Raw genomic sequence first — 25,550 nt, forward strand, 5'->3', positions numbered from 1 at the left:
ACGATTTTGCTGCCGCTAAGAATTGCTCTCGTCCCCGACGGAGGTACGCATCACCGCCTCCGGTCTCGTCCTCCGTGAGGACACCCTGAGCATTCGAAGAGGTAGCCCTACATGTCTGCGACTCGCATACCCAGCCGTGTCCGTCGTCTGAACAAGGTCCAGAAGATCTCCGTGGCCGGTGTGTCGGCCCTTGGCGTCGCCGCCCTGACCTTCTCGCTCGTCCCGTCGAACACCGAGCCCGAGATCGCCCCGCAGGCGGCGGCAGCCGCCGCGCCGGTCGCCTTCACCAACGCCGCGGGTTCCGCCCAGGCCAAGACCGTGCAGAACAGCATGCTCGAGCAGCACTCCACCGCCGAGCAGCTGGTGAAGGCCGCCGACGCCGCCAAGGCGAAGGCCGCCGCCGAGACCAAGGCCGCCGCCGCGAAGGCGAAGGCCGCGTCCGAGGCGAAGGCCAAGGCCGCCGCGGACGCCAAGGCGAAGGCGAAGGCCGCCGCCGACGCGAAGGACAAGGCCGCCAAGGCCAAGGCGGACGCGAAGAAGCGCGGCACCGAGGCCGCGAACCGCTCCACCCCGCGCAAGCCCGTCTACGCGAACAACCTGGACGGCTGGATCCGCGAGGCCATGGCGATCATGAAGAAGGAAGGCATCCCCGGCTCCTACGAGGGGATCCACCGCAACATCATCCGCGAGTCCAGCGGTAACCGCTGGGCCATCAACAACTGGGACATCAACGCCCAGAACGGCATCCCGTCCAAGGGCCTGCTCCAGGTGATCCAGCCGACCTTCGACCGCTACCACGTGGCGGGTACCAAGAAGGACCTGTACGACCCGGTCGCCAACATCGTCGCCGCCTGCAACTACGCGGCCGACCGCTACGGCACCATGGACAACGTCGACAGCGCGTACTGAGCCCAGCCGTACACATGCCGGAGGCCGGCACCCCGAGGGGTGCCGGCCTCCGGCGTCGTTCCGTCCCGGCGGAGCGCTACTTGCGCATGACCTCGGGCTCGTGGCGCCGCAGCAGGCGCGCGACCGCGACGCCGCAGATCACGCCGAGCGCGAGCAGCACGGCGATGTTGATGCCCCACTGGCTCGCGGTGTGTTCCCACAGCGGGTCGAGGTCGGTGGGGTTCTTCGGGTCCCACGGCGGCATCAGGTGCGCCAGGTCCAGGGTGGTGCCGGCCGCGGCCATCGCCCAGCGGGACGGCATCAGCCAGGCGAACTGCTCCAGGCCGGGCGACCCGTACACCTGGAAGAGCACACCGGTGAAGACGACCTGGATGATCGCGAACATGACCAGCAGCGGCATGGTCTTCTCGGAGGTCTTCACCAGCGAGGAGATGACCAGGCCGAACATCATCGAGGTGAAGCCCAGCGCGATGATCGAGAGGCAGATCTCGACGGCCGGCGGCATGATCAGGCCCTCCGCGGGCAGATCGCGGGTGGCGAAGCCGATGCCGCAGATGATCACGCCCTGGAAGGCAGTGATCACGCCGAGGACGATCACCTTGGACATCAGGTACGCGGAACGGGACAGGCCGGTGGCCCGCTCCCGTTCGTAGATGACCCGTTCCTTGATCAGCTCCCGTACGGAGTTGGCTGCGCCGGAGAAGCACATGCCGACCGCGAGGATCAGCATGATCGTTCCGGCCTTGCCGTTGAACCGGGACGGCGGGTCGGGCTCGGCGAGACCGAACTCCGCCGGGATGACCACGCTGACCACGCCCAGCACGGCGGGCAGGATCAGCATCAGGCCCATGAAGCCCTTGTCGGACGCGATGACGGAGGAGTATCTCCGGATCAGCGTCCACAGCTGCGCCATCCAGCCCTGCGGCTTCGGCGGGCGCATCTGCTGCGGGGGCGGCATGTTGACCGGCTGGGCCGCGACCGCGTCGATGTCGGCGGCGTACATCTGGTAGTGCTGCGAGCCGCGCCAGCGGCCCGCCCAGTCGTAGTCGCGGTAGTTCTCGAAGGCGGAGAAGACGTCGGCCCAGCTGGTGTAGCCGAAGAAGTTCAGCGCTTCCTCCGGCGGACCGAAGTAGGCGACGGAACCGCCGGGGGCCATCACGAGGAGCTTGTCGCAGATCGCCAGCTCGGCGACCGAGTGCGTGACCACGAGCACCGTGCGGCCGTCGTCGGCGAGGCCGCGCAGCAGCTGCATGACGTCGCGGTCCATACCCGGGTCGAGGCCGGAGGTCGGCTCGTCCAGGAAGATCAGCGAGGGCTTGGTGAGCAGCTCCAGGGCGACCGAGACGCGCTTGCGCTGGCCGCCGGAGAGCGAGGTGATCTTCTTGTCCTTGTGGATGTCGAGCTTGAGCTCGGCGAGGACCTCGGTGATTCGGGACTGGCGCTCGGCCTCGGTGGTGTCCGCGGGGAAGCGGAGCTTGGCCGCGTACTTGAGGGCCTTGGTGACGGTCAGTTCCTTGTGCAGGATGTCGTCCTGCGGGACCAGACCGATGCGCTGGCGCAGCTCGGCGAACTGCTTGTACAGGTTTCGGTTGTCGTAGAGGACGTCACCCTGGTTGGCGGGCCGGTATCCGGTGAGCGCCTTGAGCAGGGTGGACTTTCCGGAACCGGACGGGCCGATGACCGCGATCAGCGACTTCTCGGGGACGCCGAAGGAGACGTCCTTGAGGATCTGCTTCCCGCCGTCGACCGTCACCGTGAGGTGGCGGGCGGAGAAGGAGACCTCACCGGTGTCGACGAACTCTTCCAGCCGGTCCCCGACCAGCCGGAACGTCGAGTGGCCGACGCCGACGATGTCGTTCGCGCCGATGAGCGCGGAGCCGGACTTGTGGAGCGGCAGACCGTTGACGTACGTGCCGTTGTGCGAGCCGAGGTCGCGGATCTCGAAGCGGCCGTCGGGCGTCGCGTGGAACTCGGCGTGGTGGCGGGAGACCTGGAGGTCGGAGACGACCAGCTCGTTCTCCAGCGCACGACCGATGCGCATGACCCGGCCGAGGGCCAGCTGGTGGAACGTGGTCGGGCTGCGGTCGCCGTAGACCGGCGGCGCCCCCGCGGCACCGCCCTGTCCCGGTCCGGCCGGATGCCCGGGGCTCTGCTGGTGCGGCACCTTCTGGTGCGAAGGCTGCTGCTGCGGGACCTGCTGCTGCGGTGCCTGCGGCTGCTGCCAGGCCTGCTGCGGGGCAGCAGCCTGGTGCTGAGCAGGAGCTTGGTGCTGGGCAGGGGCCTGGTGCTGAGCAGGGGCCTGGTGCTGAGCAGGAGCTTGGTGCTGGGCAGGGGCCTGGTGCGCCGGCGCCTGCTGTCCGTGCCAGCCCGCGCCGCCGCCCTGGGGCTGCTGGTGGGGCTGCTGCACGGGCGCCGCCTGGCCGCCGGTGACACCGGCGCCCGCGGCGGCGCTGAGGCTCACCCGGGGTCCGTCGGTGGCGTTGCCCAGGTGCAGCACCGAGCCGGGGCCGATTTCCACCTGCTGGATCCGCTGACCCTGCACATAGGTGCCGTTGGTGCTGCCGTGGTCCTCGATGAACCAACTACGGCCGCTCCAGCTGATCGTGGCATGCCGCCACGACACCCTGGCGTCGTCGATCGCCAGGTCCCCCTGCGGATCACGTCCAAGGGTGTACGACCTGGACGGATCGAGCGTCCAGGTGTTGCCATTCAATTCCAGTACGAGTTCCGGCACTCCGCGCCCCACTAGTTGTCCCCCGTGTTACCCCCGTCGCAGGGAGTCTAGGGATGCTGAACATCGTGGGGAACTATTCCAGGACCAGTCCCCGATCCGAAAGTCGGGCGGGTGAAGAGCGCGCGGAGACCTGCGCGAAGGCCCCGATACCGGGGGGTGAAACAGGCGCGGAACGGGCGAAGTCCGGATGAACCTCTGGTTACCGCCCGGAGAAGGTTCATCGACCGTATAACGACAGATACGAGACGCCTGGCGCGGCCGGACGCAAGACCCGTACCGGCCAGATCCACGACGCCCCGCGCTCCCGGGCCGAGACCGCCTCCCGGCACCGCGGACCGTACCGGGGCGATTCCGTCCGGCACTCGGGACGGGCGGCCGGAGGAGACGGCGGGACCGATACGGTGGGAGCACCATGAGCGCATCTCAGCCACCTCAGCCCCTCTCGTCTTCTGAGCCCCCTGAGCCCCGTCGGGTCGACGGCACCGGCGGCGGGCCCCCTCCGGGCAGCGACGCACCCACGCTTCTCGTCAAGATCTTCGGCAAGGACCGTCCCGGCATCACCGCCGGACTCTTCGACACCCTCGCCGCGTACGCGGTCGACGTCGTGGACATCGAGCAGGTCGTCACCCGGGGCCGCATCGTGCTGTGCGCTCTGGTCACCTCGCCCACCGCGGGCGGGACCACCGAGGGCGATCTGCGGGCGACCGTGCACAGCTGGGCCGAATCCCTGACGCTGCAGGCCGAGATCATCTCCGGCATCGGCGACAACCGCCCCCGCGGTGACGGCCGTTCCCATGTGACGGTGCTGGGACACCCCCTGACCGCGGAGTCGACCGCCGCCATAGCGGCCACCATCACCTCGACCGGCGGGAACATCGACCGTATCTTCCGGCTGGCGAAGTACCCGGTCACCGCCGTCGAGTTCGCGGTGTCGGGGACAGGGACGGCGGAGCTGCGCACCGCGCTGGCGACCGAGGCCGCGGAGATCGGCGTGGACGTCGCGGTGGTCTCGGCCGGGCTGAGCCGCCGGGCCCAGCGGCTGGTGGTCATGGACGTCGACTCCACGCTGATCCAGGACGAGGTGATCGAGCTCTTCGCTGCGCACGCGGGCTGCGAGGAACAGGTCGCCCGGGTGACCGAGCAGGCGATGCGCGGCGAGCTGGACTTCGAGCAGTCGCTGCACGCCCGGGTCGCACTGCTGGCCGGTCTGGACGCCTCGGTGGTGGACAAGGTCCGCACCGAGGTACGGCTCACCCCCGGCGCCCGCACCCTGATCCGTACGCTGAAGCGGCTCGGCTACCAGGTCGGCGTCGTCTCCGGCGGCTTCACCCAGGTCACGGACGACCTGAAGGAACGGCTCGGCCTCGACTTCGCGTCGGCCAACACCCTGGAGGTGGTGGACGGCAAGTTCACCGGCCGGGTCGTCGGCGAGGTGGTGGACCGGGCGGGCAAGGCCCGGCTGCTGCGGAGCTTCGCCGAACAGGCGGGGGTGCCGCTGGCCCAGACGGTGGCGATCGGGGACGGGGCGAACGATCTCGACATGCTGAACACCGCCGGGCTCGGTGTCGCGTTCAACGCGAAGCCGATGGTGCGCGAGGCGGCGCACACCGCGGTGAACGTGCCGTTCCTGGACACCGTGCTCTATCTGCTCGGCATCACCCGTGAAGAGGTCGAGGCGGCGGACGGTCTCGTCGACTGACGGTCCGGGACCGCCGGTTTCGGAGTCGTACACAGGCGCACGCGGCCGCAGGTGGTCGCACGCGGCCGTACGCAGTCGCACGTGGTCGCACGCAGAAGGGCCCCGGCACAGGATCTGTGCCGGGGCCCGCGCGTTCACGTGTTCAGCGGTACCGGGCGCTCAGCCGTTCGGTGTCCAGTACTCGGTGAGCTTGCCGGCCCCGTGCTCCACGCTCTTCCAGGAGCCGGGGAACTCCACCACGGCGTAGGCGGCCGTGGGAAAGCCGTCCCGGGTCATCCGGGCCAGGGTGTCGCCGTCGGCCGATCCCGAGAGGGCGTCGGCGGCCCCGTGCATCCCGGGGTTGTGGCCGATGACCAGAAGGTTGCGCACCTCGTCCGGGGTCTCGTTGAACAGGGCGATCAGTTCGCCGAGGGAGGCCTCGTACAGCCTCTCCTCGTAGACGGTGCGGGGGCGCTGGGAGAATTCATGGACCGCCAGCTTCCAGGTCTCCCGCGTCCTGGCGGCACTGGAGCAGAGGGCCAGATCGAAATCGATGCCGGAATCGGCGAGCCTGCGGCCGGCCACGGGCGCGTCCTTGCGGCCGCGCTCGGCCAGCGGGCGCTCATGATCGGAAGCCTGTGACCATTCCGCCTTGGCATGCCGGAGAAGGACGATCCTGCGAGGTGTCTCGACGCTCATACACCTCAGCTTCGCATGAAACGCGGCCTCTGGCGCAGGGTGTTGACGTGCTCGTCCGGGGAGATGGTGCGCTGGTCCGGGGCTGCTTCGGCTCAGCGGGACAGGAGCTGGAGGGTCCGCTCGATCAGCTGTCCGAGCGCGGGATCGCCGGTGGTGGCGGCCTGGGCCTGTCCGGGGCTGAGGATCATCAGCAGGAGAGCGGCGAACGCCACGGCGGGCAGGGCGACGGCCCACCAGGGCAGCCGGATCTCGACACCGTCCGCGGCCGGTCGATGGGACCTGGTGTGCGTCGGTGTCGGCATGTCCGCCTCCGTCAAGTCATCGGGTCGTCACCGAAGAACCTACGGACCCGAGGCGGCCTGCCCCATCCGGTGACCCACCCACTTCACCCTGACCCTGACCCCCTAGGGGAAGGTGGTGCTAGCCCCACCCCTCGGGGTCCCTCGGGGTCTTCGGGCGTCAGGGCGAGGCGATCGTGGCGATCACGCCGATGACGACGGTGATGAGGAGCATCGCCCCGAACACGAGGAGAAGCTTCTTCTGGCCGTTCTGGGGATTCGGATCGAGCACTGGCATGAGGCCAGTGTCGCATCTCAGCATTCGTCCTCGATCGTCCGGTCCCGGCCCGCGAGGATCCCGGCCACCATCTGGGGAATCATGAGGCCCGCCATCAGCGCGATCGGCAGCCCCCAGCCTCCGCTGTGCTGGTAGAGCACGCCGACGAGCAGCGGACCGGGGATCGAGATCAGGTAGCCGGTGGACTGGGCGAAGGCGGAGAGCCGGACCACGCCCGCGCCGGACCGGGCCCGCATGCCGATCATGGTGAGCGCGAGGGGGAAGGCGCAGTTGGCCACCCCGAGGAGCAGGGCCCAGGCCCAGGCTCCGGCGGCGGGGGCGAGGTAGAGCCCGCCGTAGCCGATCAGGCCGCACAGGCCGAGGACGACGACGATGGGGCCCTGCTGCTTGAGGCGGGAGGCGACCCGGGGGATGACGAAGGCGAGCGGGACGCCCATCGCCATGGTGACCGCGAGCAGGAGTCCGGCCGTGCCGGCGGAGACCCCGGCGTCGCGGAAGATCTGCGGCATCCAGCCCATGGTGATGTACGCGGCGGTGGCCTGGAGCCCGAAGAAGCAGGCGAGGCCCCACGCGGTGCGGCTGCGGGTGATCCGGAGGGCCGGCGCTTCCGGCGCGGCCCGGCCCGGAGCGGACGGACCCGGGGCGGCCGGGGCGGGGGCCGGGAGGCCGGGGGCCGGGGTGCGGTCGCGTACGAGGACGATCCAGGGCAGCACCGCGAGGGCGGCCGGCACGGCCCAGACGACCAGACCTGCCTGCCAGTCGCCGCCCAGCGCCCCGGTGACGGGGACGGTGACGGCGGCGGCCAGGGCGGTGCCGAGGGCCAGGGCCATGGAGTAGAGGCCGGTCATGGTGCCGACGCGGTCGGGGAACCAGCGCTTGACGATCACCGGCATCAGGATGTTGCTGACGGCGATGCCCATCAGGGCCAGGGCGCTGGCGGCCAGGAACCCGGCGGTGGAGCCGATGTACGGGCGGATGACCAGGCCCGCCGCGATGGCGGCCATGCCCGCGCAGACCACGGCGCCCGCGCCGAAGCGGCGGGCCAGGCGCGGTGCCATGACTCCGAAGACCGCGAAGCAGAGCGGCGGTACGGAGGTGAGGACGCCTGCCACGCTCCCGCTCATGTGCAGCCCCTCGCGGACCTCTTCGAGGAGGGCGCCGAGGCTGGTGATGGCGGGGCGGAGGTTCAGGGCGGCCAGGACGAGTCCCACGGCGATGAGGCGCAGCAGCCAGGGTGCGGGGGTGTCGCCCGCTCCGGGGAGCCGCTGGGCGTGGAGTTCGTGGGAGGTGCGCGCGGCGGCGCCACGGTTCAGGGTCGGGGTCTGCGTCTCGTCGTCCGGCATGGGGTCATCATAGAATCATGGGATGATTGATTGTCCAATCCGTCCCATCCCCTGACCGCCCGGGATTCCTGCGAGAATCCGGCCCCGACACCCTCTTCGGCCCGGCCCTCCCCCGGGCCGGCCCACGAGCAAGGAGCACCATGGCGTTGACGTCTCCGCGGCGTTCGGCACTCGCCGACCAGGTGATCGCCCAGCTGAGGAATCAGATCACCTCGGGCGAGTGGCCGGTCGGCTCGCGGATTCCGACCGAGCCCGAGCTGGTCGAGCAGCTGGGCGTGGCCCGTAACACCGTCCGCGAGGCCGTGCGGGCCCTCGCGCACAACGGGCTGCTGGACATCCGGCAGGGCTCCGGCACCTATGTGATCGCCACGAGTGAGCTGGCCGGGGTGATGCACCGCAGGTTCGCGGCGGCCGATCCGCGTCATATCGCGGAGCTGCGCTCGACGCTGGAGTCGTCGGCGGCCCGGCTGGCGGCCGCCCGGCGCACCGAGCGGGATCTGCGGCAGCTGGACACGTTGATGGCGCGCCGCGAGGAGGCCTGGGCGTCGGGGAGCGCGGAGGCGTTCGTGGCGGCGGACGCGACGTTGCACCTGGCGGTGGTGGCGGCCTCGCACAACGACGTCCTGACCGAGCTCTACGCCGACCTCGGGGATCTGCTGCGCGACTACCTCCGCGGCGATGTGGGTCCCGAGCTGCGGCCGGAGAACCACATGGACCACGGTCGGCTGGTCGAGGCGATCCGGGCCGGGGACGCGGAGACGGCGGCGGCCGAGGCGGCGAGCCACGCGCTGACCTGCCTGACGGACCGGGTGTAGCGGCGCCCCGGGCCACGTACGGCCGGAGCATCCGCTCAGACGGGGGCGGGGCGGTGGCTGACCCAGGCCGTGGCGATCTCTTTCCAGCAGCGGTCCTCGAGACGTACGGTTCGGCCGGGCTCCACCGCGACCGCCGCGCCGTCCGCGTCGACGTCCCACCAGCGGTCGCACTCGGTGTGCAGCCGGACCAGGTCGGTGGAGGGATAGGGGTTGTGGCAGTAGGCGACAACCCGGGAGCCCTCGACGGACGTACGGCACTCCGAACCGGCCGGCTCGGGCTTCGGGGGCTCCGCCTCCGTACCGGAGTCGGCTCCTCTGGCGGCGTGGACCCCCAGGGGGACGGCGAGGGCGGCGACGACCACCGGGGCGGCCAGGAGGAGACGGGTTCGGCGGCGCGTGGGACGCACGGCGATCTCCCTCCCGCAGCCTGACAAGAAGTCCGGTTCCTCCTCATTCTGCGGTGGATCGGCCGACTTTTCGACCGGAGCGGCACCGGGGGGCCACGGACCGTGAACGGCCCCCGGCCGCGTACCACCTCCGGAGAACCGGGAGGGGGTACGCGGCCGGGGGCCGTCTCGCAGGGGTGGTGCGCGGTCAGGCGCCCATCATGTGCACGCCGCTGTCGACGTGGATGATCTCGCCCGTGGTGCGCGGGAAGAAGTCGGAGAGCAGGGCGACGATGCTGCGGCCGGCCGGCTCCGGGTCGTTCATGTCCCAGGCCAGCGGGGCGCGGTTGTTCCAGACGTCGGCCAGCTCCTCGAAGCCCGGGATGGACTTGGCGGCCATGGAGCGGAGCGGTCCGGCGGAGATCAGGTTGCAGCGCAGCCCGTCCTTGCCCAGGTCACGGGCGAGGTAGCGGGAGGTGGCCTCCAGCGCGGCCTTGGCCGGGCCCATCCAGTCGTACTGCGGCCAGGCGTACTGGGCGTCGAAGGTGAGGCCGACGATCGAGCCGCCCTCGCTCATCAGCGGCTTGCAGGCCATGGCCAGCGACTTCAGGGAGAACGCCGAGACGTGCATCGCCGTGGCGACGGACTCGAACGGCGTGTTGAGGAAGTTGCCGCCGAGCGCGTCCTGCGGCGCGAAGCCGATGGAGTGGACGACGCCGTCCAGGGAGCCGAGCTCCTCGCGCACCAGGCCGGCCAGCCGGTCCAGGTGCTCCTGGTTGGTCACGTCCAGCTCGATGACCTTGGCCGGCTTCGGCAGCTTCCTGGCGATGCGCTCGGTCAGGGTGGGGCGGGGGAAGGCCGTCAGGATGACCTCGGCGCCCTGCTCCTGGGCCACCTTCGCGGCGTGGAACGCGATGGACGACTCCATCAGCACCCCGGTGATCAGGATGCGCTTGCCGTCGAGAATTCCGCTCATGGTGATCAGTGACCCATGCCCAATCCGCCGTCAACGGGAATGACGGCTCCAGTGATGTACGACGCGTCGTCGGAGGCGAGGAAGCGCACCGCGGCGGCGATCTCCTCGGGCTGCGCGTAGCGGCCGAGCGGCACCTGGGACACGATGCCCTTGCGCTGCTCCTCGGTGAGCGCCTGGGTCATGTCGGTGTCGACAAAACCGGGGGCGACGACGTTGAAGGTGATGTTCCGCGAACCGAGTTCACGGGCCAGCGACCGGGCGAAGCCGACGAGCCCGGCCTTGGAGGCGGCGTAGTTGGCCTGGCCGGCCGAGCCGAGGAGGCCGACGACGGAGGAGATCAGGACGACACGGCCCTTCTTGGCGCGCAGCATGCCGCGATTGGCGCGCTTGACGACCCGGAAGGTCCCCGTGAGGTTGGTGTCGAGGACGGAGGTGAAGTCCTCCTCCGACATCCGCATCAGCAACTGGTCCTTGGTGATGCCGGCGTTGGCGACCAGCACCTCCACGGGACCGTGCTTCTCCTCGATCTCCTTGTAGGCCTGCTCCACCTGCTCGACGTCCGTGATGTCGCAGCGGACCGCGAGGACACCGGCTTCGGTGAGCACCTGGGGCGGCTCTCCGGAACGGTAGGTGATCGCGACCTGGTCGCCGTTGTCGGCGAAGGCGCGGGCGATGGCGAGGCCGATGCCCCGGTTTCCTCCGGTGACGAGAACCGAGCGGCTCAACGGATCACCCTTTCCTTGGCGGTCTGGTACGTCGAAAACCTATCGGTACCGTGCTCCGATCGAGGAATCGGGCCCTGACAGTGGCTTGTCCGGGGTGCTGTCGGGTTCCTACAGTCCGCGTCACCACGTGTGTGTTCCACGTACCCGGCGAGCCGGGGCGTACCGGAACGCCCGGATCCGCCCGTGTCAGGGTGTCCGCAGGTCCGACCGGGACAGTTCGTCGCCAAACTCTCTCAAGGTGGCGTCGTGCAGCACGGACCGGTGGGACAGGATGTTGCGCACCTTGACCAGGAGCCTCAGCAGCTGCGCCTCTTGTCCGGGCAGCGCCACCGCACCCTGCCGGTGGGCGTGCAGCAACTCCCCCACCTGGATTTCGAGGAACGCGCGCTCGGGCCGGGTGCGCAGGTGAAGGACGGGGCGCTCGATGTAGTCCTCGACGACGCTCTCGACGGGACGGTTCAGATGGTGCAGGGAGCGCGCGGCCAGCCGCTGCCGGGCCTCCTCGATCCACGGCAGCACCACCCGCTGCTGGGCCTGGGCGATCAGGGCGGCCAGCCGCGCCCTGGCGTCCCCGGTTAGTTCGGCGACCGGGCCGACGGGGTACCAGGTGCCCGGGTGCGTGCGCAGCCGCCCCTCCCACGCCGCGATGGCGCCGCCCGACCACGCCTCACGCACGTTGGCTCCCGGGCGGTGCCGGGCACCCATCCGCGCGGGCGCCTCCGGAGAGCCGCCGGTCACCGGCGTACCGGCGGCGAGGCACCGCCGGAGTGCGGCGTCGAGAGTACGCTGCCTGCCGTCCCAGTCGAGGGCGAGCCGCCGTGCCAGCTCCAGATCCGGACCGCAGACCTCGATGACCGTCTCCGCCGTGAGCTGGCGCAGTACGCGGTCTCCCAGCGAGTCCCCGTCCCGCCGCGCGGTCCGGGCGGCGGTCAGGCACGACGCGACGGCGGTCGAGACGTCCAGCCGCCCCAGCGCGTCCCACCACCAGTGCACGGATGTGGCCGCCGAGTCGAGGTGCAGCGCGTCCGGCAACCCCGCCGGCAGGTCGCGCAGCCGGGCGGCGACCAGCAGCCTCGGCCGCTCCCCCGGTGGCAGGCCGGCCGCCTTGCCCGCCGCGGACAGCGAGCGGTACAGCCGCTCGACGGCCGCTCCGCGCACCAGCCCGCCGTCCGGTTCCGCCCAGGCGCGTATCCCGATCACGGGTGGCGGCCCGCCGCCGTCCGGCGCCACGAGCCACGGGATGACGTCGTGGACCTGGACCGAGAGTTCCTTGGCGACCCGCAGCGTCAGCCCGTCCTGCAGTACAGCCGCACGGGTGCTCTCCGCCCTGGGCGCGGGGATCACCGGGGCGTACCCGTCCGTTTCCCAGCCGAGATCGAATCCGTCGTCGTACTGGTCGAGGTAAGGGAGCTGATCAGCGTCGTCCCCGTACCCGGCGGCCCGCGCCGGACGTCTCTCGGCCTGTCGTGCGGACAGCGGGAGTTCGGTGTCGGGCGCCGGGGGCGGGGGCACGTCGATGTGCGGCCGCGCGCCGGACAGGGCCCGCAGATACAGTTCCTCGGCCTGCCCGGTGGCCACCAGCCGGTCGGGCAGCAGCCAGATGCTGTTCAGGCCCGCGCGCAGGTCCTCCGTCACCCCGTGCAGTTGCGCGCGCGCCCCCGGAAGGTCGGCCAGGGCCGGCAGCCCGACCGGTTCGTCCGACATCTCACCTCTCCCCGGCGGCAGCCCTCGCGCGCACCGCGCGGTAGGTCACCGGTTCCACGACGAAGCCTTGGTCGGTGGTGTCGAGGAGGCCGAGCCGCTCCAGCCGGGTCAGCCACTCATCGGTCTCCGGTTCGGTCAGCTCGACCGCGGCCTGGACATCGTCGAGCGGCGCGCCCTGCCCCTCCTCGACGTAGTTGGTCCAGGCGGTGAGCAGGTCCAGGTCTCCGGCGTCCAGACCGGACCGGCGCAGGTGTAGATCCGCGTTGGCCGGCCGGTCGATGACGGCCCGGATGCGCTCGACGGCCTGCACGAGAGTGGAGCCGTGTACCGAAACATCCGTCACCGCCGCCTCCATCCAGTGCGGCCACCCTCCGGTCGCCGCGACCAGTCGGCTCCGGTCCTCGCGGGAGACGAACGGGCACTCGGACCACGCGCGCAGCGCGTCGGCCGTCCAGCGTTCCGGCCGCAGATGCCGGACCGAGAGCTCCTCCCCGGCGGCCGCCTCCATTTCGGCGACCGCAGCCGCGTCGGCCACCACGACGGCGGAACGGTTCGCGGTGCTGCTGGTGCGGCCCGCGACCTGCCTGACCAGGTCGTCGGAGGCCGGACCGGCGTGGTTGAGCAGCACTTGTACCGCTGTGCGCAGCTCTCCCGCGCTGCTTCCGCGGAGGTCGGCGATGAGGAGGTGCGCCTTGCGCCTGCGCTGCTTGACCAGCGCCGGAAGGTCTCCACCGCGCTCGTGCTTGAGCACCTCCACGCCCCGGTTCTCGGCGAAGGCGACCACCGCCTGCCGCACCAGCTCCGGTCGGAAGAGCTCGGTCGTGCCGATGACGCTCACGCCCGGCTGGGCGGTGTCGTGCAACTGCTCCTCGGTCAGTGGACTGTAGCGCTGCACGCTGTGCCGGTCCCGGCCCAGGATCCGTCGCGCGGCCCGTGGGTTGTAGTCGTATGGCAGACCGAACTCGGTTTCCTTGAGCTCGAGTTCGAGCTCCTCACGGGTGCCGAGCATGTTCACGACGTTGGGGCTGCGCACCGCGAACCGGGACCGGTCACCGAGCTGGATGAGCAGGCCGAGGCCGACCATCTCGGTCAGGAAAATCTGGGCCTGCTTGGCACTCAGCATCTCGAAGCCCTGCGGCCACGCCTCCCGCGCCTCCTGCAGCAGGGCGCTCGCCGTGTAGTCGCCCCGGTAGCCGTCCTTGAGGCTGCGCAACGCGATGACGAGGGCGAGGACCCGGTAGCGGTCCTCCAAGTTGATCGTGAAGCGGAGCCGCTCGGCGATCTGCCGTCGTACGGTCTCCGAAGCGGCGACCTTCTGCACGTCGTCCTCGGTGATACGCACCGGTCCGTCGGAGAACGCGTAGGGGCGGGAGTGCAGGGTGCGCACCAGCTCGCGGCAGAAGATCTGCACCAGGTTGGCCTGGTAGTTGGTGATGGCAAGGATCCGCCACACCAGCTCGGCCCGCTCGAAGGAGTGGCCGAGGGCGGCCATAGGCTCGGTGACCAGCCGGATGGCGGCCTGCTGGCCCAACGGGCCGACCAGCACGTCGGGACCGCCGTGCACGGTGGAGACGTTGGAGAGGTGGCCGAACCGCTGCACCTGGTGCAGACCAGCGAACACGATCTTGAAGCGGCGTTCCGTCTGCTCCATGAGCCGCTGGAACAGCATGACGTTCGGGAAGGTCGACTCGCTGCCGACCCGGAAGGCGCGACGGGAGTCGGTGTTCAGGAAGGCGTCCGCCTCGTCCGCGAGGACCAGCACGCGGCGGGTGTCGTCCTCGTCGAGCCAGGCCCGGAGGTTCTTCACCACCACTTCGGGGCCAGCCTGTTCGGACATCTTGTTGTTGAAGACCCCCTTGCGCTTGAGGTCCTCCACCAGCCTGCTCCAGATGCGCTCCGGCGCCTCGGCGTGGCCGATCTCGGCCTTGAGCAGGTCCAGGTAGACCGCGACGTGCGTGTCGGAGCGGCTGGGGAAAATCTCCGCAACCCGGCGCAGCAGGGCGGACTTGCCGAGCTGCCGGCCTCCGTAGAGAAACATCCCGCCCTCGCGCCCCATGACTTCGCGCATCTCGTCGTCGCGCCCGTAGAAGACCTCGGGCGGCACGAGCCCGGCGACGAAGGGGGTGTAAGGGTTGTACGCCGCCCAGGGCAGGGTCACGCGCTGGAGCGACCGGAAGGCCCCTGGGGCTCGCGCGGCCATCCAGCCCATGACGGCGGAATCGACGACAAGGGCCTGCTGAGCGAAGGAGCGGGCCGACTCCGCGAGGCTGCGCCGCCCCTCGGAGCCGAGGGGGTGCAGATAGAGGACGATGTTGGCGCCCACGTCGGCGTCCTCCAGGTGAGCGAGCGGCCCGTCGGCGGGCTGCTCCTCCCAGACGAGCAGGACCGTGTACGACGTGGCGCGTGAACCTAGGGCCGCGACGTAGCCGACCCGTTCGGCGACGTTCGCCCGCACCTTGAAGCGACGCATTCCCTGGCCGAGGGCGGCACGGTCAGTGTGAAGCTGGCTCCCGGAGAGTTCGAGGCCCAGCAGTCTCAGCACCCGGGGCAGGTGTTGCTGCCACTCGCTGCTGCGACCCTGCTTGGTGCACAGGGACCGCCAGGAGTCGAGTCCCGCGCGGGCCGCCTGGGTGAGAGAGGCGCTGGGGTCGCTGTACCGGTCGGCCCACCAGTGGGCTTCGACGCCCTCTCCTCCAGCGCGGGGCGCGTCGGGGGCGACGACGCCGGCGAGGAAGCCCGCCAGTTCGTCGCCTTCGTCCGCGATGCGTTCGGGCAGGGACTGGTGGCTCGACGCGAGCGCGAGGAACTCCTGGGCGGTGACCGTGTCCCCCTCGTCGATGAGGCGCGCGATGCGCTCGTGGTCGACCGGGTCCATCGGGTGATCCGGGTCCCGGCGGAGCTGGGCCAGGTCTTGTCGGAGGGCGCGGGTGGCCTCGTGGACCAGGGAGGACAGTTCCGTCTCCAGGGCGTGCAGCGAGTCGAGGGCGAAGCGGTAGCGCCCCGTCTCCTCCCCGTCGGCGAACTCCTGCAGCCGACCGGCGAACTCGCGTTCCCGGTCGGGTGCGAGCTGGTTGAGCGTCCGCATCTGGGCCAGCAGTCCGGCGGCGGCGCGGTGGCGTGAACCGACCTCCCGGCGCCAGTCCTCGTGCCCCTGGGCCAGGCGCGGCTGTGCGGCGTCGGCCCACTCCGGACCGGTGCCGAAGGCGGCTGGCTCGCGTTCGGCGGCCGTGATGAGCGCGCGGGCCAGGTGGAGATCGCCGTTCTCCAGATAGCGGTCGAGTGCCGACTCCGCGTCCCCAGGGGCCAGGAGAGCCGCCATCCGCAGGGCCGTCCGCGGGTCGCCGAGCCGGGGTTCGCCGTCAGGCCCTCGGGGCAGGTCGGGCAGGCCCAGCAGGCAGTCGGAGGGCGGGACCGGGCCGCCGTTCTCCCGGATGCGCTCCGCGCTCTCCGTCAGCGGCACAGGTTCGCCGGCGAGCCACCTGCGCAGCAGCCCGAGCGCGGCACCGCCCACGCTGGTCGGCTCGGGGTGGTCCGCCAGGTCGCGGACCACCGAGACCAGCTCGGGAATACCCCGCTCGTTGGCCCCGGGCTGAGGGCGGGTCGCCGCAGCCGCGGCTTCGGCCCGCATCATGACCTCTCCGACGGAGCGGCACGCGGTGTGGAGCTGTCGCAGCGCACCTGCGGTTATCGGTTCCTTCGCCTGCTTGGAGGTACGGAACAGCGCGTCGGTCTCCTGGATGAGGCGGTCGATGTCCTCGGGGCGCCACAGTTCCTCGCCGAGGACGCGGAATCCGCCCGCCTCGGCCCCCTGGTTGCCCTCGGCCCATTCGATGACCCGGTTCAGCGCCTGACGGAGCCGCCCGGACGGGCCGACCAGGTGCTGGAGGACCTGGGAGGCGCGCTGGTACTTCATCTTGCGGCGCGGGAGGTCGTCGAGCAGCCTGCGAGCGGTGCGGCCGATCTCGTCGCGGGCGTTGGCCTCCAGCCGGCCTTCGTCGGTCTGCAGCATGCCCGGCTCGAAGACTCTCCCGTCACGGACGGCGGAAACCATGACGTTGAGCAGGTGCTGCCAGGGGCCGGAGAGACCGGCCGGTGAGACGAACCCGCTGATGAGGACGTGCGGCCAGCGGGTGGTGACGCCGGTCCGGAGCGCGGCGGCCAGCGCGACGAGGTGCGCTTCGCGGTCCTCCGCCGCCAAGGTGGGCTCGAACTCGTGTGCGATCTGTACGGGGGTGGCCTCGGTGTCCGACACACAGCCGAAGGCGGCGGTGGCGAAGGCGAGGGCTCTGGCTCGTAGGGGGCTCTCGTCGGAGGCGACGGTCATCCAGTACGCCTCGGCGACCCGGCCCTCCGCGAGCAGGCGCACCACGGGCGAGACCGTCCCCGTGTCCCAGGGCGCCCGCGGGTCCCAGTCGGGGTGGTCCACACCCTCGGGCCACGACTCCTCACTCGGCGGGGCGGGCTGCCGCGACCGGAGCCCCGCCGGGCTCTCGGCTGCCGTTTCGGCGGCGGAATCGGCCGCGACCGGCTCGGCCTCGGCGGAAGGTGCGGCCGGCTCGGCCGGCTCGGCCTCCGGCGCCTGTTCGGGCGTCTCGCAGAGCACCGGCTCCGGCTGCTCCGGTACGGGATCCGGACGCCGCCGCGGGGCCGGACGCTCATCCGGTGGGGCAACAGCGTCAGGGACGGGCCTCGCAAGCTCCGCCTCCTCGGGTGGATCGGGAGCCTCCTCAGACGGTCCGACCTCCCCTTTTCCGGTCCCTCCGCCCTCGTCGAGGCCTGCCTCTCCGGCAGCCTCCCCCTCCGACTCCGCTCCCGCACCGGTGCCCGGCGGCCTCGCGACCGCGCCGGAGGCCTCCGGGAGAACGGTGCCGACCACATCGCCGTACTGCTCCAACTGCTTCTGGATGCGATGCAGATGGCGCCGCAGGTCGTCGGCCTCCTCCCCCTCGTCGGCCATCTCCAGGAGCTGGGTGTACGAGGCCGCCTTGTGCCGGAGCGCCTCAGCCTGCTCCTGCCGAGCGCTGTGTACGCGGGCGAGTGCGGACTCGGCCACCTCGTACCCGGCGTCCGCGGGCCACGGACAGCCCTCCGCGCCCAGGGTCTCGGCGACCCTGGCCCGGTCGCCCGTCCACCGGATCAGCTCGTCGGCGGCACCGGCTACCGGCACGGTCCCGGCCTCGACTGCGATGGCCGACGCGCGCAGGGCGGCCGCCAGCCGCTGCCCCGAACTGCGCAACTCCGCCAACACGTCCTGCGCGGCCACGGCGGGCGCGGTTCTCTCCATCAGGACGATGACCTCATTCTCCGGCCCGGAACTCCGGGGGACTTGGGGAAGAACCGGGCTCAGCCCCACCGGCCACCCGTGCACAGGCGGATCTTCTCACCGCAGCGCCTCCGGGGTCCATGGAGTTGGCGGATCTCATGACGGAAGGTCAGGCTCCGCCCCGGGGCGCGGCCGAACTGCCCGTATGCGGCGCGGGGAGGCATGGTTCACTGCCGTGGTGTATCGAGAAGGGAACTCCCTGTGCCCCACGAGGTAGATCAGTCATTCCTGGCCCTGCCGTCGCGCGCGCTGGCCGACGCGGCGCTCGCCAGAGCGCGGGCGCTCGGCGCCACCCACGCCGACTTCCGGCTGGAGCGGGTGCGCAGCGCCTCCTGGCGGCTGCGGGACGCCCGGCCGGCCGGGGCGTCGGACAGCACGGACCTCGGGTACGCGGTGCGTGTGGTGCACGGCGGTGCGTGGGGGTTCGCCTCGGGCGTCGACCTGACGATGGACGCCGCCGCGAAGGTGGCCTCGCAGGCCGTCGCGATGGCGAAGCTGTCGGCGAAGGTGATCGCGGCGGCCGGCTCCGACGAGCGGGTCGAGCTGGCGGACGAGCCGGTGCACGGCGAGCGGATCTGGGTCTCGGCGTACGACGTCGACCCCTTCTCCGTGCCGGACGAGGAGAAGGCGGCCCTGCTCGCCGAGTGGAGCGGGCGGCTGCTGGGCGCGGAGGGGGTCGCGCATGTGGACGCGTCCCTGATGACCGTGCACGAGAACAAGTTCTACGCGGACACGGCGGGCACCGTCACCACGCAGCAACGGGTGCGGATCCACCCGCAGTTCACCGCCGTCGCGGTGGACGGCACGAGCGGTGAGTTCGACTCGATGCGGACCATCGCGCCGCCGGCGGGCCGGGGCTGGGAATACCTGACCGGGACCGGTTGGGACTGGGACGACGAGCTGGACCGGATCCCCGGGCTGCTCGCGGAGAAGATGCGCGCGCCGAGCGTCGAGGCGGGGGCGTACGACCTGGTCGTCGACCCGTCGAACCTGTGGCTGACCATCCACGAGTCGATCGGCCACGCCACCGAGCTGGACCGGGCGCTGGGGTACGAGGCGGCGTACGCCGGGACCTCGTTCGCCACCTTCGACCAGCTGGGCAAGCTGGCGTACGGCTCCCCCGTGATGAACGTGACCGGTGACCGCACGGCCGAGCACGGGCTCGCGACGATCGGGTACGACGACGAGGGCGTCGAGGCGCAGTCGTGGGACCTGGTGAAGGACGGCACGCTCGTCGGCTACCAACTGGACCGCCGGATCGCGAAGCTGACGGGCCTCGGCCGCTCCAACGGCTGCGCGTACGCGGACTCGCCGGGCCACGTCCCCGTACAGCGCATGGCGAACGTGTCCCTGCGGCCGGACCCGGGCGGGCTGTCGACGGAGGACCTGATCGGCGGGGTGGAGCGCGGGATCTACGTGGTCGGCGACCGGTCCTGGTCGATCGACATGCAGCGCTACAACTTCCAGTTCACCGGGCAGCGGTTCTTCCGCATCGAGAACGGCAGGCTGGCCGGGCAGTTGCGGGATGTGGCGTACCAGGCGACGACCACGGACTTCTGGGGCTCGATGGAGAAGGTCGGCGGCCCCCAGACGTACGTGCTCGGCGGCGCCTTCAACTGCGGCAAGGCCCAGCCGGGCCAGGTCGCGGCGGTCTCGCACGGCTGCCCCTCCGCCCTCTTCCGGGGCGTCAACATCCTCAATACGACGCAGGAGGCCGGACGATGAGCCGCGACCACGGAACCGGCTGGGGGTCCGGGGGTCGTCCCCCGGGCAGGCACAGTCTCAATACGACGCAGGAGGCCGGACGATGAGCCGCGTCAGCAAGCCGTACGAGATCGTCGAGCGGGCCCTGGAGCTGTCCACCACGGACGGCCTGGTGGTCATCGCCGACGAGCAGTCGTCCGCCAATCTGCGCTGGGCGGGCAACGCGCTCACCACGAACGGGGTGACCCGGGGGCGGACCCTGACCGTCATCGCGACCGTGGACGGCGCGCAGGGCACGGCGTCCGGCGTCGTCTCCCGGTCCGCGGTGACCACGGACGACCTGGAGCCGCTGGTGCGCGCCGCCGAGGCCGCCGCACGGGGCGCGGGTCCGGCGGAGGACGCGCAGCCGCTGGTGAGCGGGGTGCCCTCCTCCCCCGACTTCACGGACGCGCCCGCCGAGACCGGCTCGGAGGTCTTCGCCGACTTCGCCCCGGCGCTCGGCGACGCCTTCGCGCGCGCCCGGGCCGGGGGCCGCGAGCTGTACGGGTTCGCGAACCACGAGCTGACCTCCACCTACCTGGGGACATCGACGGGGCTGCGGCTGCGCCACGACCAGCCGAACGGGACCCTGGAGCTGAACGCGAAGTCGCCGGACCGTACGCGCTCCACGTGGGCGGGCCGGGCGACCCGGGACTTCAAGGACGTCGACCCGGCGGCGATGGACGCGGAGCTGGCACAGCGGCTGCGCTGGGCGGAGCGGCGCATCGAGCTGCCCGCCGGCCGGTACGAGACGCTGCTGCCGCCGGCCGCGGTGGCGGACCTGCTGATCTACCAGCTCTGGTCGTCGACCGCGCGGGACGCCGCTGAGGGCCGGACGGTGTTCTCCACACCGGGCGGCGGTACGCGGCTGGGCGAGACGCTCTCCCCGCTTCCGCTCACCCTGCGCAGCGATCCGCACGCGCCGGGTCTGGAGTCGGCGCCGTTCGTGATCGCCCACTCCTCCGGCGACGGCGGTTCCGTCTTCGACAACGGGCTGCCGCTGGCCCCGACGGACTGGGTCCGGGAAGGGAAGCTGGAGCGGCTGACGACGACCCGGCACACCGCGGGCCTGACCGGGCTTCCGGTGGCCCCGGGCATCGACAACCTGCTGCTGGACGGCGGCGGCGAGCGGTCCCTGGAGGAGATGGTCGCCGCGACGTCCGGGCGGGCGCTGCTGCTGACCTGCCTCTGGTACATCCGCGAGGTGGACCCGGCGACGCTGCTGCTGACCGGGCTGACCCGGGACGGCGTCTATCTGGTCGAGGACGGCGAGGTCGTCGGCGAGGTGAACAACTTCCGGTTCAACGAGTCGCCGGTGGACCTGCTGTCCCGGGCCTCGGAGGCGGGGCGTACGGAGAAGACGCTGCCGCGCGAGTGGGGCGACTGGTTCACCCGGGCCGCGATGCCCGCGCTGCGCATCCCGGACTTCAACATGAGCTCGGTCAGCCCGGGGGTGTGACCCGCCTAGACTGACCTGTACATCTCTACCAGCATCTCTACCAGTCATAAGGAGCACCGGAACCGTGACGGACATCGTCGACGAGCTGAAGTGGCGCGGGCTGTTCGCCCAGTCCACTGACGAGGACGCATTGCGCAAGGCTCTCGCGGACGGTCCCGTCACCTTCTATTGCGGCTTCGACCCGACCGCGGCCAGCCTGCATGTGGGGCACCTGGTGCAGGTGCTCACCATGCGGCGGCTCCAGCAGGCCGGGCTGAAGCCGCTCGCGCTGGTCGGCGGGGCCACGGGTCAGATCGGTGACCCGCGGCCCACCGCCGAGCGCACGCTCAACGACCCGGAGACCATCGCGGCCTGGGTGCAGCGGCTGCGGGGGCAGATCGAGCCCTTCCTCGCCTTCGAGGGCGAGAACGCGGCGACGATGGTCAACAACCTGGACTGGACCGCGGGTATGTCCGCGATCGAGTTCCTGCGGGACATCGGCAAGCACTTCCGGGTCAACAAGATGCTCACCAAGGACTCGGTCGCCCGGCGGCTGGAGTCGCAGGAGGGCATCAGCTACACGGAGTTCAGCTACCAGCTGCTCCAGGGCATGGACTTCCTGGAGCTGTACCGCCGGCACGGCTGCACCCTTCAGCAGGGCGGCAGCGACCAGTGGGGCAACCTCACCGCGGGCATCGACCTGATCCACCGGCTGGAGCCGGGCGCCGCCGTGCACGCGCTGGCGACACCGCTGATGACGAAGGCGGACGGGACGAAGTTCGGCAAGTCGGAGAGCGGCGCCGTCTGGCTCGACCCGGAGATGACGACGCCGTACGCGTTCTACCAGTTCTGGCTGAACGTGGACGACCGGGACGTCTCGCGCTACCTGCGCATCCTCAGCTTCAAGAGCCGTGCTGAGCTGGAGGAGCTGGAGCAGCTGACCGAGGAGCGGCCGCAGGCCCGCTCCGCGCAGCGCGCGCTGGCCGAGGAGCTGACCACGCTGGTGCACGGCGGTGCGCAGTGCGCCGCGGTCATCGCGGCGTCGAAGGCGCTGTTCGGGCAGGGCGACCTGGCCGAGCTGGACGAGGCGACGCTGAGCGCGGCGCTGTCCGAGGTGCCGCACGCCACCGTCGCCGAGCTGGGTCCGCTGGTGGACCTGCTGGTGGAGGTCGGTCTGGCGCCCAGCAAGTCGGGGGCGCGCCGCACGGTCAAGGAGGGCGGCGCCTACGTGAACAACGTGAAGGTCGTCGACGGCGAAGTCGCACCGTCCGCCGGGGAGCTGCTGCACGGCCGCTGGCTGGTGCTGCGCCGGGGCAAGAAGAACCTGGCGGCCGTGGAGCTCGTCCCGGCGGGCTGATCCTCCCCGCGTCACAGTGCCGCGGCCGGACACCTTTCTTCGGGTGTCCGGTCGCGGCAGGGCCCGGTCCGGCCGTCGTGCGGGCCGTGGGACGTCGGCCGGCCCTCACATGACGACCGTCATCCCGCCTGCGCCTTGATGTGGTCGACGACCTCGTTGAACTCCTTGGCCGGCGAGAAGTCGATGTACTCGCAGTCCTCGAGCGCCATCGGGGCATGTCCGGGCGACCAGTAGAACGCCTCACCCGCTTCGTAGACCTCGTCGCCGCGGGGCGTCCGCATCTTCAGCCGGCCCTTGAAGAGATAGCCCCAGTGCGGGCACGGGCAGAGGTCGTCGGCCAGACCCTTGAGAGCCGGCGCCATGTCGGTGCCCTCGGGAAACTTCACGAAGGCGACGGACATGTCTCCGCCGAAGTCCTGAACACGCAGCTCCACTCCGTCGCCCTCGATGACGACAGGAGTGTCCTTCCGCGTCGTGGCTGTCATGGTTCCTCCTTGCTCATCTGTCGAAGGACGCAGCAAGAGATCCTCCCTTCCAGTCTGGGCCCGGGAACCGCACCCCGCGAGCCCGGTACGCCGCTTCACCGGCCGCCCGCAGCAGAGCGCCGCGGCCGGACACGCGAGGAAAGCGTGTCCGGCCGCGGCGCTGGGGTGACCCGGTGGGTCAGGTTCGCTGTTTGCGGCTGCCGCGGAAGGACTGCCAGGCCATGTCGCCGACGGCGACGACCGCCACGGCGCCCGCCAGTTGCAGCAGGTGACGGATCCAGTCGATGCCCTTGGTGTCCTCCACACCGATCCAGCCGGCCACGGCGTTGCCGAGGATGCTGCCGAGGATGCCGAACACGGCCGTCAGCCAGAGCGGGATGTCCTGCTTACCCGGCAGGATCGCTCTGGCGATGACACCGAGCACCAATCCCACGATGATTGCCCACAACCAGCTCATTTCGCCTCCTCGTACGGCGCGGAGTGCGCGTCCGCCCAGTCTTGGCCCACCGCCCGGTCGGCGCATGCCCGGTTGCGCCGTCCGAGGGACTCGCCCGCCGCGCCCGCTACCCCTCGTTCGGCCGCCCCGGTCGCCTGCCCGGCCGGTGCCGGGCGTACCGTGGATGCGGCCCGGGCCGGGAGCGTCCGGCGACGAGATCTGGTGGTGGAGCATGGCGCGGAAGAGCGCGGGTACGGAGGTCATCCGGATCACGGGCGCCCGTCAGGGACTGACGGACGACGTTCGCGGCCGGCAGCGACGCTATGTGATCTCGATGTCGGTGCGCACGGTGTCGGTGGTGCTGGCCGCGGTGCTGTGGAACGTGGAGCGGCATGTGGCGATCGTGGCGCTCGTGCTGGGGGTGTTGCTGCCGTACGTTGCGGTGGTCATCGCCAACGCGGGCCGGGAGAACGTGACTTCGCTGCCGACGACGTTCGTGCAGATGCCGCTGCAGCCCGCTCTGGAGGCCGCGCCGGTGCCCGGTCCCGCGGAGCCCGGGGACTCCGGCGGCGCGTCCGGCACGGCCCGGCCGCCGCACGAGCACACCTGAGCCCGCACGTCCCGCGAAGCTCAAGAAAAGCTCAGATCAATCATGACGTTCCGGTGCACCGCACCCCGGTCCCCGTGACATACTTCGAAGGCGCTCCGCATCCCCCGTCGGAGCGACGGACCGACGCCGGGCAGCTCCCCCCGTGGCTGCTCGGCGTCGCCCTTTCTCCGGCCGGGGATGCGTCAGAAAGCTCGTGGAGCACCTGACTTAGGCTGGGTCACGTGATTTTTCCCGAGACATCCGCCGAGAGTCCCACCGGCGCCCCGCTCTGTTCCGCCAAGGGCTGCCGGGCCGCCGCTGTGTGGGTGCTCGCCTGGAACAACCCCAAACTGCACACGCCCGAGCGGCGCAAGACCTGGCTGGCCTGCGACGAGCACCGGGAGCATCTGTCCTCGTTCCTCGGTGTACGGGGTTTCCTCAAGGACGTCGTGGCGCTGAAGGAATGGGGATCCGGGGACGGGAAGGAGACCGGGGCCTGAGCTTCGGGGCCTTGAGGCCGGAGGCCTTGAGCGCAGATGGGCGCAGGGTCCTTGAGCCTCGTCCGCCCGGGCCTCAGCCGCCGATCGCCGACATCGGGCGGTCGGGCTGCAGGAAGGACGGGTCGTCCAGTCCGGAGCCCGCCTTCTTGCCCCACATGGCCGTCTTCCAGAGCTGGGCGATCTCCTCGTCCGGCGCGTCCCCGCGCAGTGCTCCGCGCAGGTCCGTCTCCTCACGGGCGAAGAGGCAGGTGCGGACCTGGCCGTCGGCGGTGAGCCGGGTGCGGTCGCAGGCACGGCAGAACGGGCGGGTGACGGAGGCGATCACGCCGACGCGGTGCGGGCCGCCGTCGACGGTCCAGCGCTCGGCGGGGGCGGAGCCGCGGGACTCGTCGCTCTCGGCGGTGAGGGTGAAGCGGGTGCGGAGCGAGGCGAGGATGTCCCCGGCGGTGATCATGCCGTCGCGCTTCCAGCCGTGCTGGGCGTCGAGCGGCATCTGCTCGATGAAGCGGAGTTCGTAGTCGTGGGCGACGGCCCAGGCGAGCAGCTCGGGGGCCTCGTCGTCGTTGAGTCCCGGCATCAGGACGGAGTTGACCTTCACCGGGGTGAGCCCGGCCTCGCGGGCGGCCTCCAGGCCGTCCAGCACGTCCCTGTGGCGGTCGCGGCGGGTGAGGGTCTTGAAGACGTCGGGGCGCAGGGTGTCCAGCGAGACGTTGACCCGGTCGAGCCCCGCGGCCTTGAGGGCGGTGGCGGTCCGCTTGAGTCCGATGCCGTTGGTCGTGAGCGACATGCGGGGGCGCGGGGTGAGCGCGGCGCACTGCTCGACGATGGAGACGAGGCCGGGGCGGAGCAGGGGCTCGCCGCCGGTGAAGCGGACTTCGGTGATGCCGAGCGAGGTGACGGCGATACGGATCAGGCGCACGATCTCGTCGTCGGAGAGCAGCTCGCTCTTGCCGAGCCACTGAAGGCCCTCTTCGGGCATGCAGTAGGTACAGCGCAGGTTGCACTTGTCGGTGAGTGACACGCGCAGGTCGGTGGCGACCCGGTCGTAGGTGTCGATGAGCACGGTGGGCCCCTCCCCCGGTGTGTCCGCGGTGGTGCGGTCGCTCTTTTCGGGCCGTCACCCCTGCCGGGTCG

Annotated in this window: 21 protein-coding genes; 8 read left to right on the top strand and 13 right to left on the bottom strand. The window is 71.1% G+C overall.

From position 1 onward, the window contains the following. Positions 1-111: 111 nt before the first annotated feature. Complete coding sequence (locus IE272_RS00075; protein WP_050358258.1) at positions 112-909, top strand: transglycosylase SLT domain-containing protein; 798 nt, start codon at positions 112-114, stop codon at positions 907-909. Positions 910-985: 76 nt separating this feature from the next. On the opposite strand, the gene IE272_RS00080 is transcribed toward IE272_RS00075, so the two are convergent. Then, complete coding sequence (locus IE272_RS00080; protein WP_190005995.1) at positions 986-3,655, bottom strand: ABC transporter ATP-binding protein/permease; 2,670 nt, start codon at positions 3,653-3,655, stop codon at positions 986-988. 400 nt (positions 3,656-4,055) lie between these two features. Between IE272_RS00080 and serB the strand changes: the two genes are divergently transcribed. Next, entirely contained in the window at positions 4,056-5,342 is a 1,287-nt protein-coding gene (serB, locus tag IE272_RS00085; RefSeq protein WP_050358256.1) for a phosphoserine phosphatase SerB, read from the top strand. Between the two features lie 159 nt (positions 5,343-5,501). Here the strand turns inward: serB and IE272_RS00090 are convergent, their stop codons facing one another. The 4 genes from IE272_RS00090 to IE272_RS00100 form a co-directional block, all read right to left on the bottom strand. After that, positions 5,502-6,020, bottom strand: a complete 519-nt coding sequence (locus IE272_RS00090; RefSeq protein ID WP_007446148.1) for a SixA phosphatase family protein — start codon at positions 6,018-6,020, stop codon at positions 5,502-5,504. A 92-nt stretch (positions 6,021-6,112) separates the two neighbouring features. Further along, positions 6,113-6,322: a hypothetical protein gene (locus IE272_RS00095; protein ID WP_050358255.1), complete on the bottom strand. Its 210-nt coding sequence runs from the start codon at positions 6,320-6,322 to the stop codon at positions 6,113-6,115. A 157-nt stretch (positions 6,323-6,479) separates the two neighbouring features. After that, positions 6,480-6,596 carry an SGM_5486 family transporter-associated protein gene (locus IE272_RS39065; RefSeq protein WP_007446146.1) on the bottom strand — a complete coding sequence of 39 codons (117 nt, stop codon included), beginning with the start codon at positions 6,594-6,596 and terminating at the stop codon, positions 6,480-6,482. Positions 6,597-6,613: 17 nt separating this feature from the next. Further along, entirely contained in the window at positions 6,614-7,939 is a 1,326-nt protein-coding gene (locus IE272_RS00100; RefSeq protein ID WP_098893310.1) for a CynX/NimT family MFS transporter, read from the bottom strand. 140 nt (positions 7,940-8,079) lie between these two features. On the opposite strand from IE272_RS00100, the gene IE272_RS00105 reads away from it, so the two are divergent. Continuing rightward, on the top strand, positions 8,080-8,754 hold the full coding sequence (locus IE272_RS00105; protein ID WP_007446144.1) for a FadR/GntR family transcriptional regulator: 675 nt from the start codon (positions 8,080-8,082) through the stop codon (positions 8,752-8,754). Between the two features lie 35 nt (positions 8,755-8,789). Here IE272_RS00105 and IE272_RS00110 read toward each other — a convergent pair whose 3' ends face one another. The 5 genes from IE272_RS00110 to IE272_RS00130 form a co-directional block, all read right to left on the bottom strand. Next, complete coding sequence (locus tag IE272_RS00110; protein WP_056706169.1) at positions 8,790-9,161, bottom strand: hypothetical protein; 372 nt, start codon at positions 9,159-9,161, stop codon at positions 8,790-8,792. Between the two features lie 187 nt (positions 9,162-9,348). Continuing rightward, complete coding sequence (gene fabI, locus IE272_RS00115) at positions 9,349-10,116, bottom strand: enoyl-ACP reductase FabI (RefSeq protein ID WP_050358251.1); 768 nt, start codon at positions 10,114-10,116, stop codon at positions 9,349-9,351. 5 nt (positions 10,117-10,121) lie between these two features. Further along, the gene (fabG, locus tag IE272_RS00120; RefSeq protein WP_007446142.1) at positions 10,122-10,841 is read right to left on the bottom strand and encodes a 3-oxoacyl-[acyl-carrier-protein] reductase; all 720 of its coding nucleotides are present in this window, start codon (positions 10,839-10,841) and stop codon (positions 10,122-10,124) included. A gap of 186 nt (positions 10,842-11,027) precedes the next feature. Further along, positions 11,028-12,545, bottom strand: coding sequence for a hypothetical protein (locus IE272_RS00125; protein WP_190005996.1), 1,518 nt, complete (start codon positions 12,543-12,545; stop codon positions 11,028-11,030). A gap of 1 nt (position 12,546) precedes the next feature. Further along, positions 12,547-17,829 (bottom strand): hypothetical protein, encoded by a 5,283-nt coding sequence (locus IE272_RS00130; protein WP_190005997.1) that lies wholly within the window; start codon positions 17,827-17,829, stop codon positions 12,547-12,549. A gap of 240 nt (positions 17,830-18,069) precedes the next feature. On the opposite strand from IE272_RS00130, the gene IE272_RS00135 reads away from it, so the two are divergent. The 3 genes from IE272_RS00135 (at position 18,070) to tyrS (ending at position 22,406) form a co-directional block, all read left to right on the top strand. Continuing rightward, the gene (locus tag IE272_RS00135) at positions 18,070-19,593 is read left to right on the top strand and encodes a TldD/PmbA family protein (protein WP_190005998.1); all 1,524 of its coding nucleotides are present in this window, start codon (positions 18,070-18,072) and stop codon (positions 19,591-19,593) included. A gap of 82 nt (positions 19,594-19,675) precedes the next feature. Further along, positions 19,676-21,070: a metallopeptidase TldD-related protein gene (locus IE272_RS00140; protein ID WP_050358249.1), complete on the top strand. Its 1,395-nt coding sequence runs from the start codon at positions 19,676-19,678 to the stop codon at positions 21,068-21,070. A 64-nt stretch (positions 21,071-21,134) separates the two neighbouring features. Further along, entirely contained in the window at positions 21,135-22,406 is a 1,272-nt protein-coding gene (gene tyrS / locus IE272_RS00145) for a tyrosine--tRNA ligase (protein WP_097966938.1), read from the top strand. Positions 22,407-22,525: 119 nt separating this feature from the next. Here the strand turns inward: tyrS and IE272_RS00150 are convergent, their stop codons facing one another. Together IE272_RS00150 and IE272_RS00155 are read right to left on the bottom strand one after the other, a co-directional pair. After that, positions 22,526-22,891, bottom strand: a complete 366-nt coding sequence (locus IE272_RS00150) for a cupin domain-containing protein (protein ID WP_190005999.1) — start codon at positions 22,889-22,891, stop codon at positions 22,526-22,528. 178 nt (positions 22,892-23,069) lie between these two features. Continuing rightward, positions 23,070-23,348 (bottom strand): GlsB/YeaQ/YmgE family stress response membrane protein, encoded by a 279-nt coding sequence (locus IE272_RS00155; RefSeq protein WP_056711732.1) that lies wholly within the window; start codon positions 23,346-23,348, stop codon positions 23,070-23,072. A 211-nt stretch (positions 23,349-23,559) separates the two neighbouring features. Here IE272_RS00155 and IE272_RS00160 point away from each other — a divergent pair, with 211 nt between their 5' ends. Beyond that, positions 23,560-23,937 (top strand): DUF3099 domain-containing protein, encoded by a 378-nt coding sequence (locus IE272_RS00160; protein WP_050358311.1) that lies wholly within the window; start codon positions 23,560-23,562, stop codon positions 23,935-23,937. A gap of 221 nt (positions 23,938-24,158) precedes the next feature. Continuing rightward, positions 24,159-24,416: a hypothetical protein gene (locus IE272_RS00165; RefSeq protein ID WP_050358246.1), complete on the top strand. Its 258-nt coding sequence runs from the start codon at positions 24,159-24,161 to the stop codon at positions 24,414-24,416. A 73-nt stretch (positions 24,417-24,489) separates the two neighbouring features. Here the strand turns inward: IE272_RS00165 and moaA are convergent, their stop codons facing one another. After that, positions 24,490-25,479, bottom strand: a complete 990-nt coding sequence (moaA, locus tag IE272_RS00170; protein WP_050358245.1) for a GTP 3',8-cyclase MoaA — start codon at positions 25,477-25,479, stop codon at positions 24,490-24,492. Positions 25,480-25,550: the final 71 nt, after the last annotated feature.

This window comes from Streptomyces anulatus, from assembly GCF_014650675.1.
Taxonomy (GTDB): Bacteria; Actinomycetota; Actinomycetes; order Streptomycetales; family Streptomycetaceae; genus Streptomyces; species Streptomyces anulatus.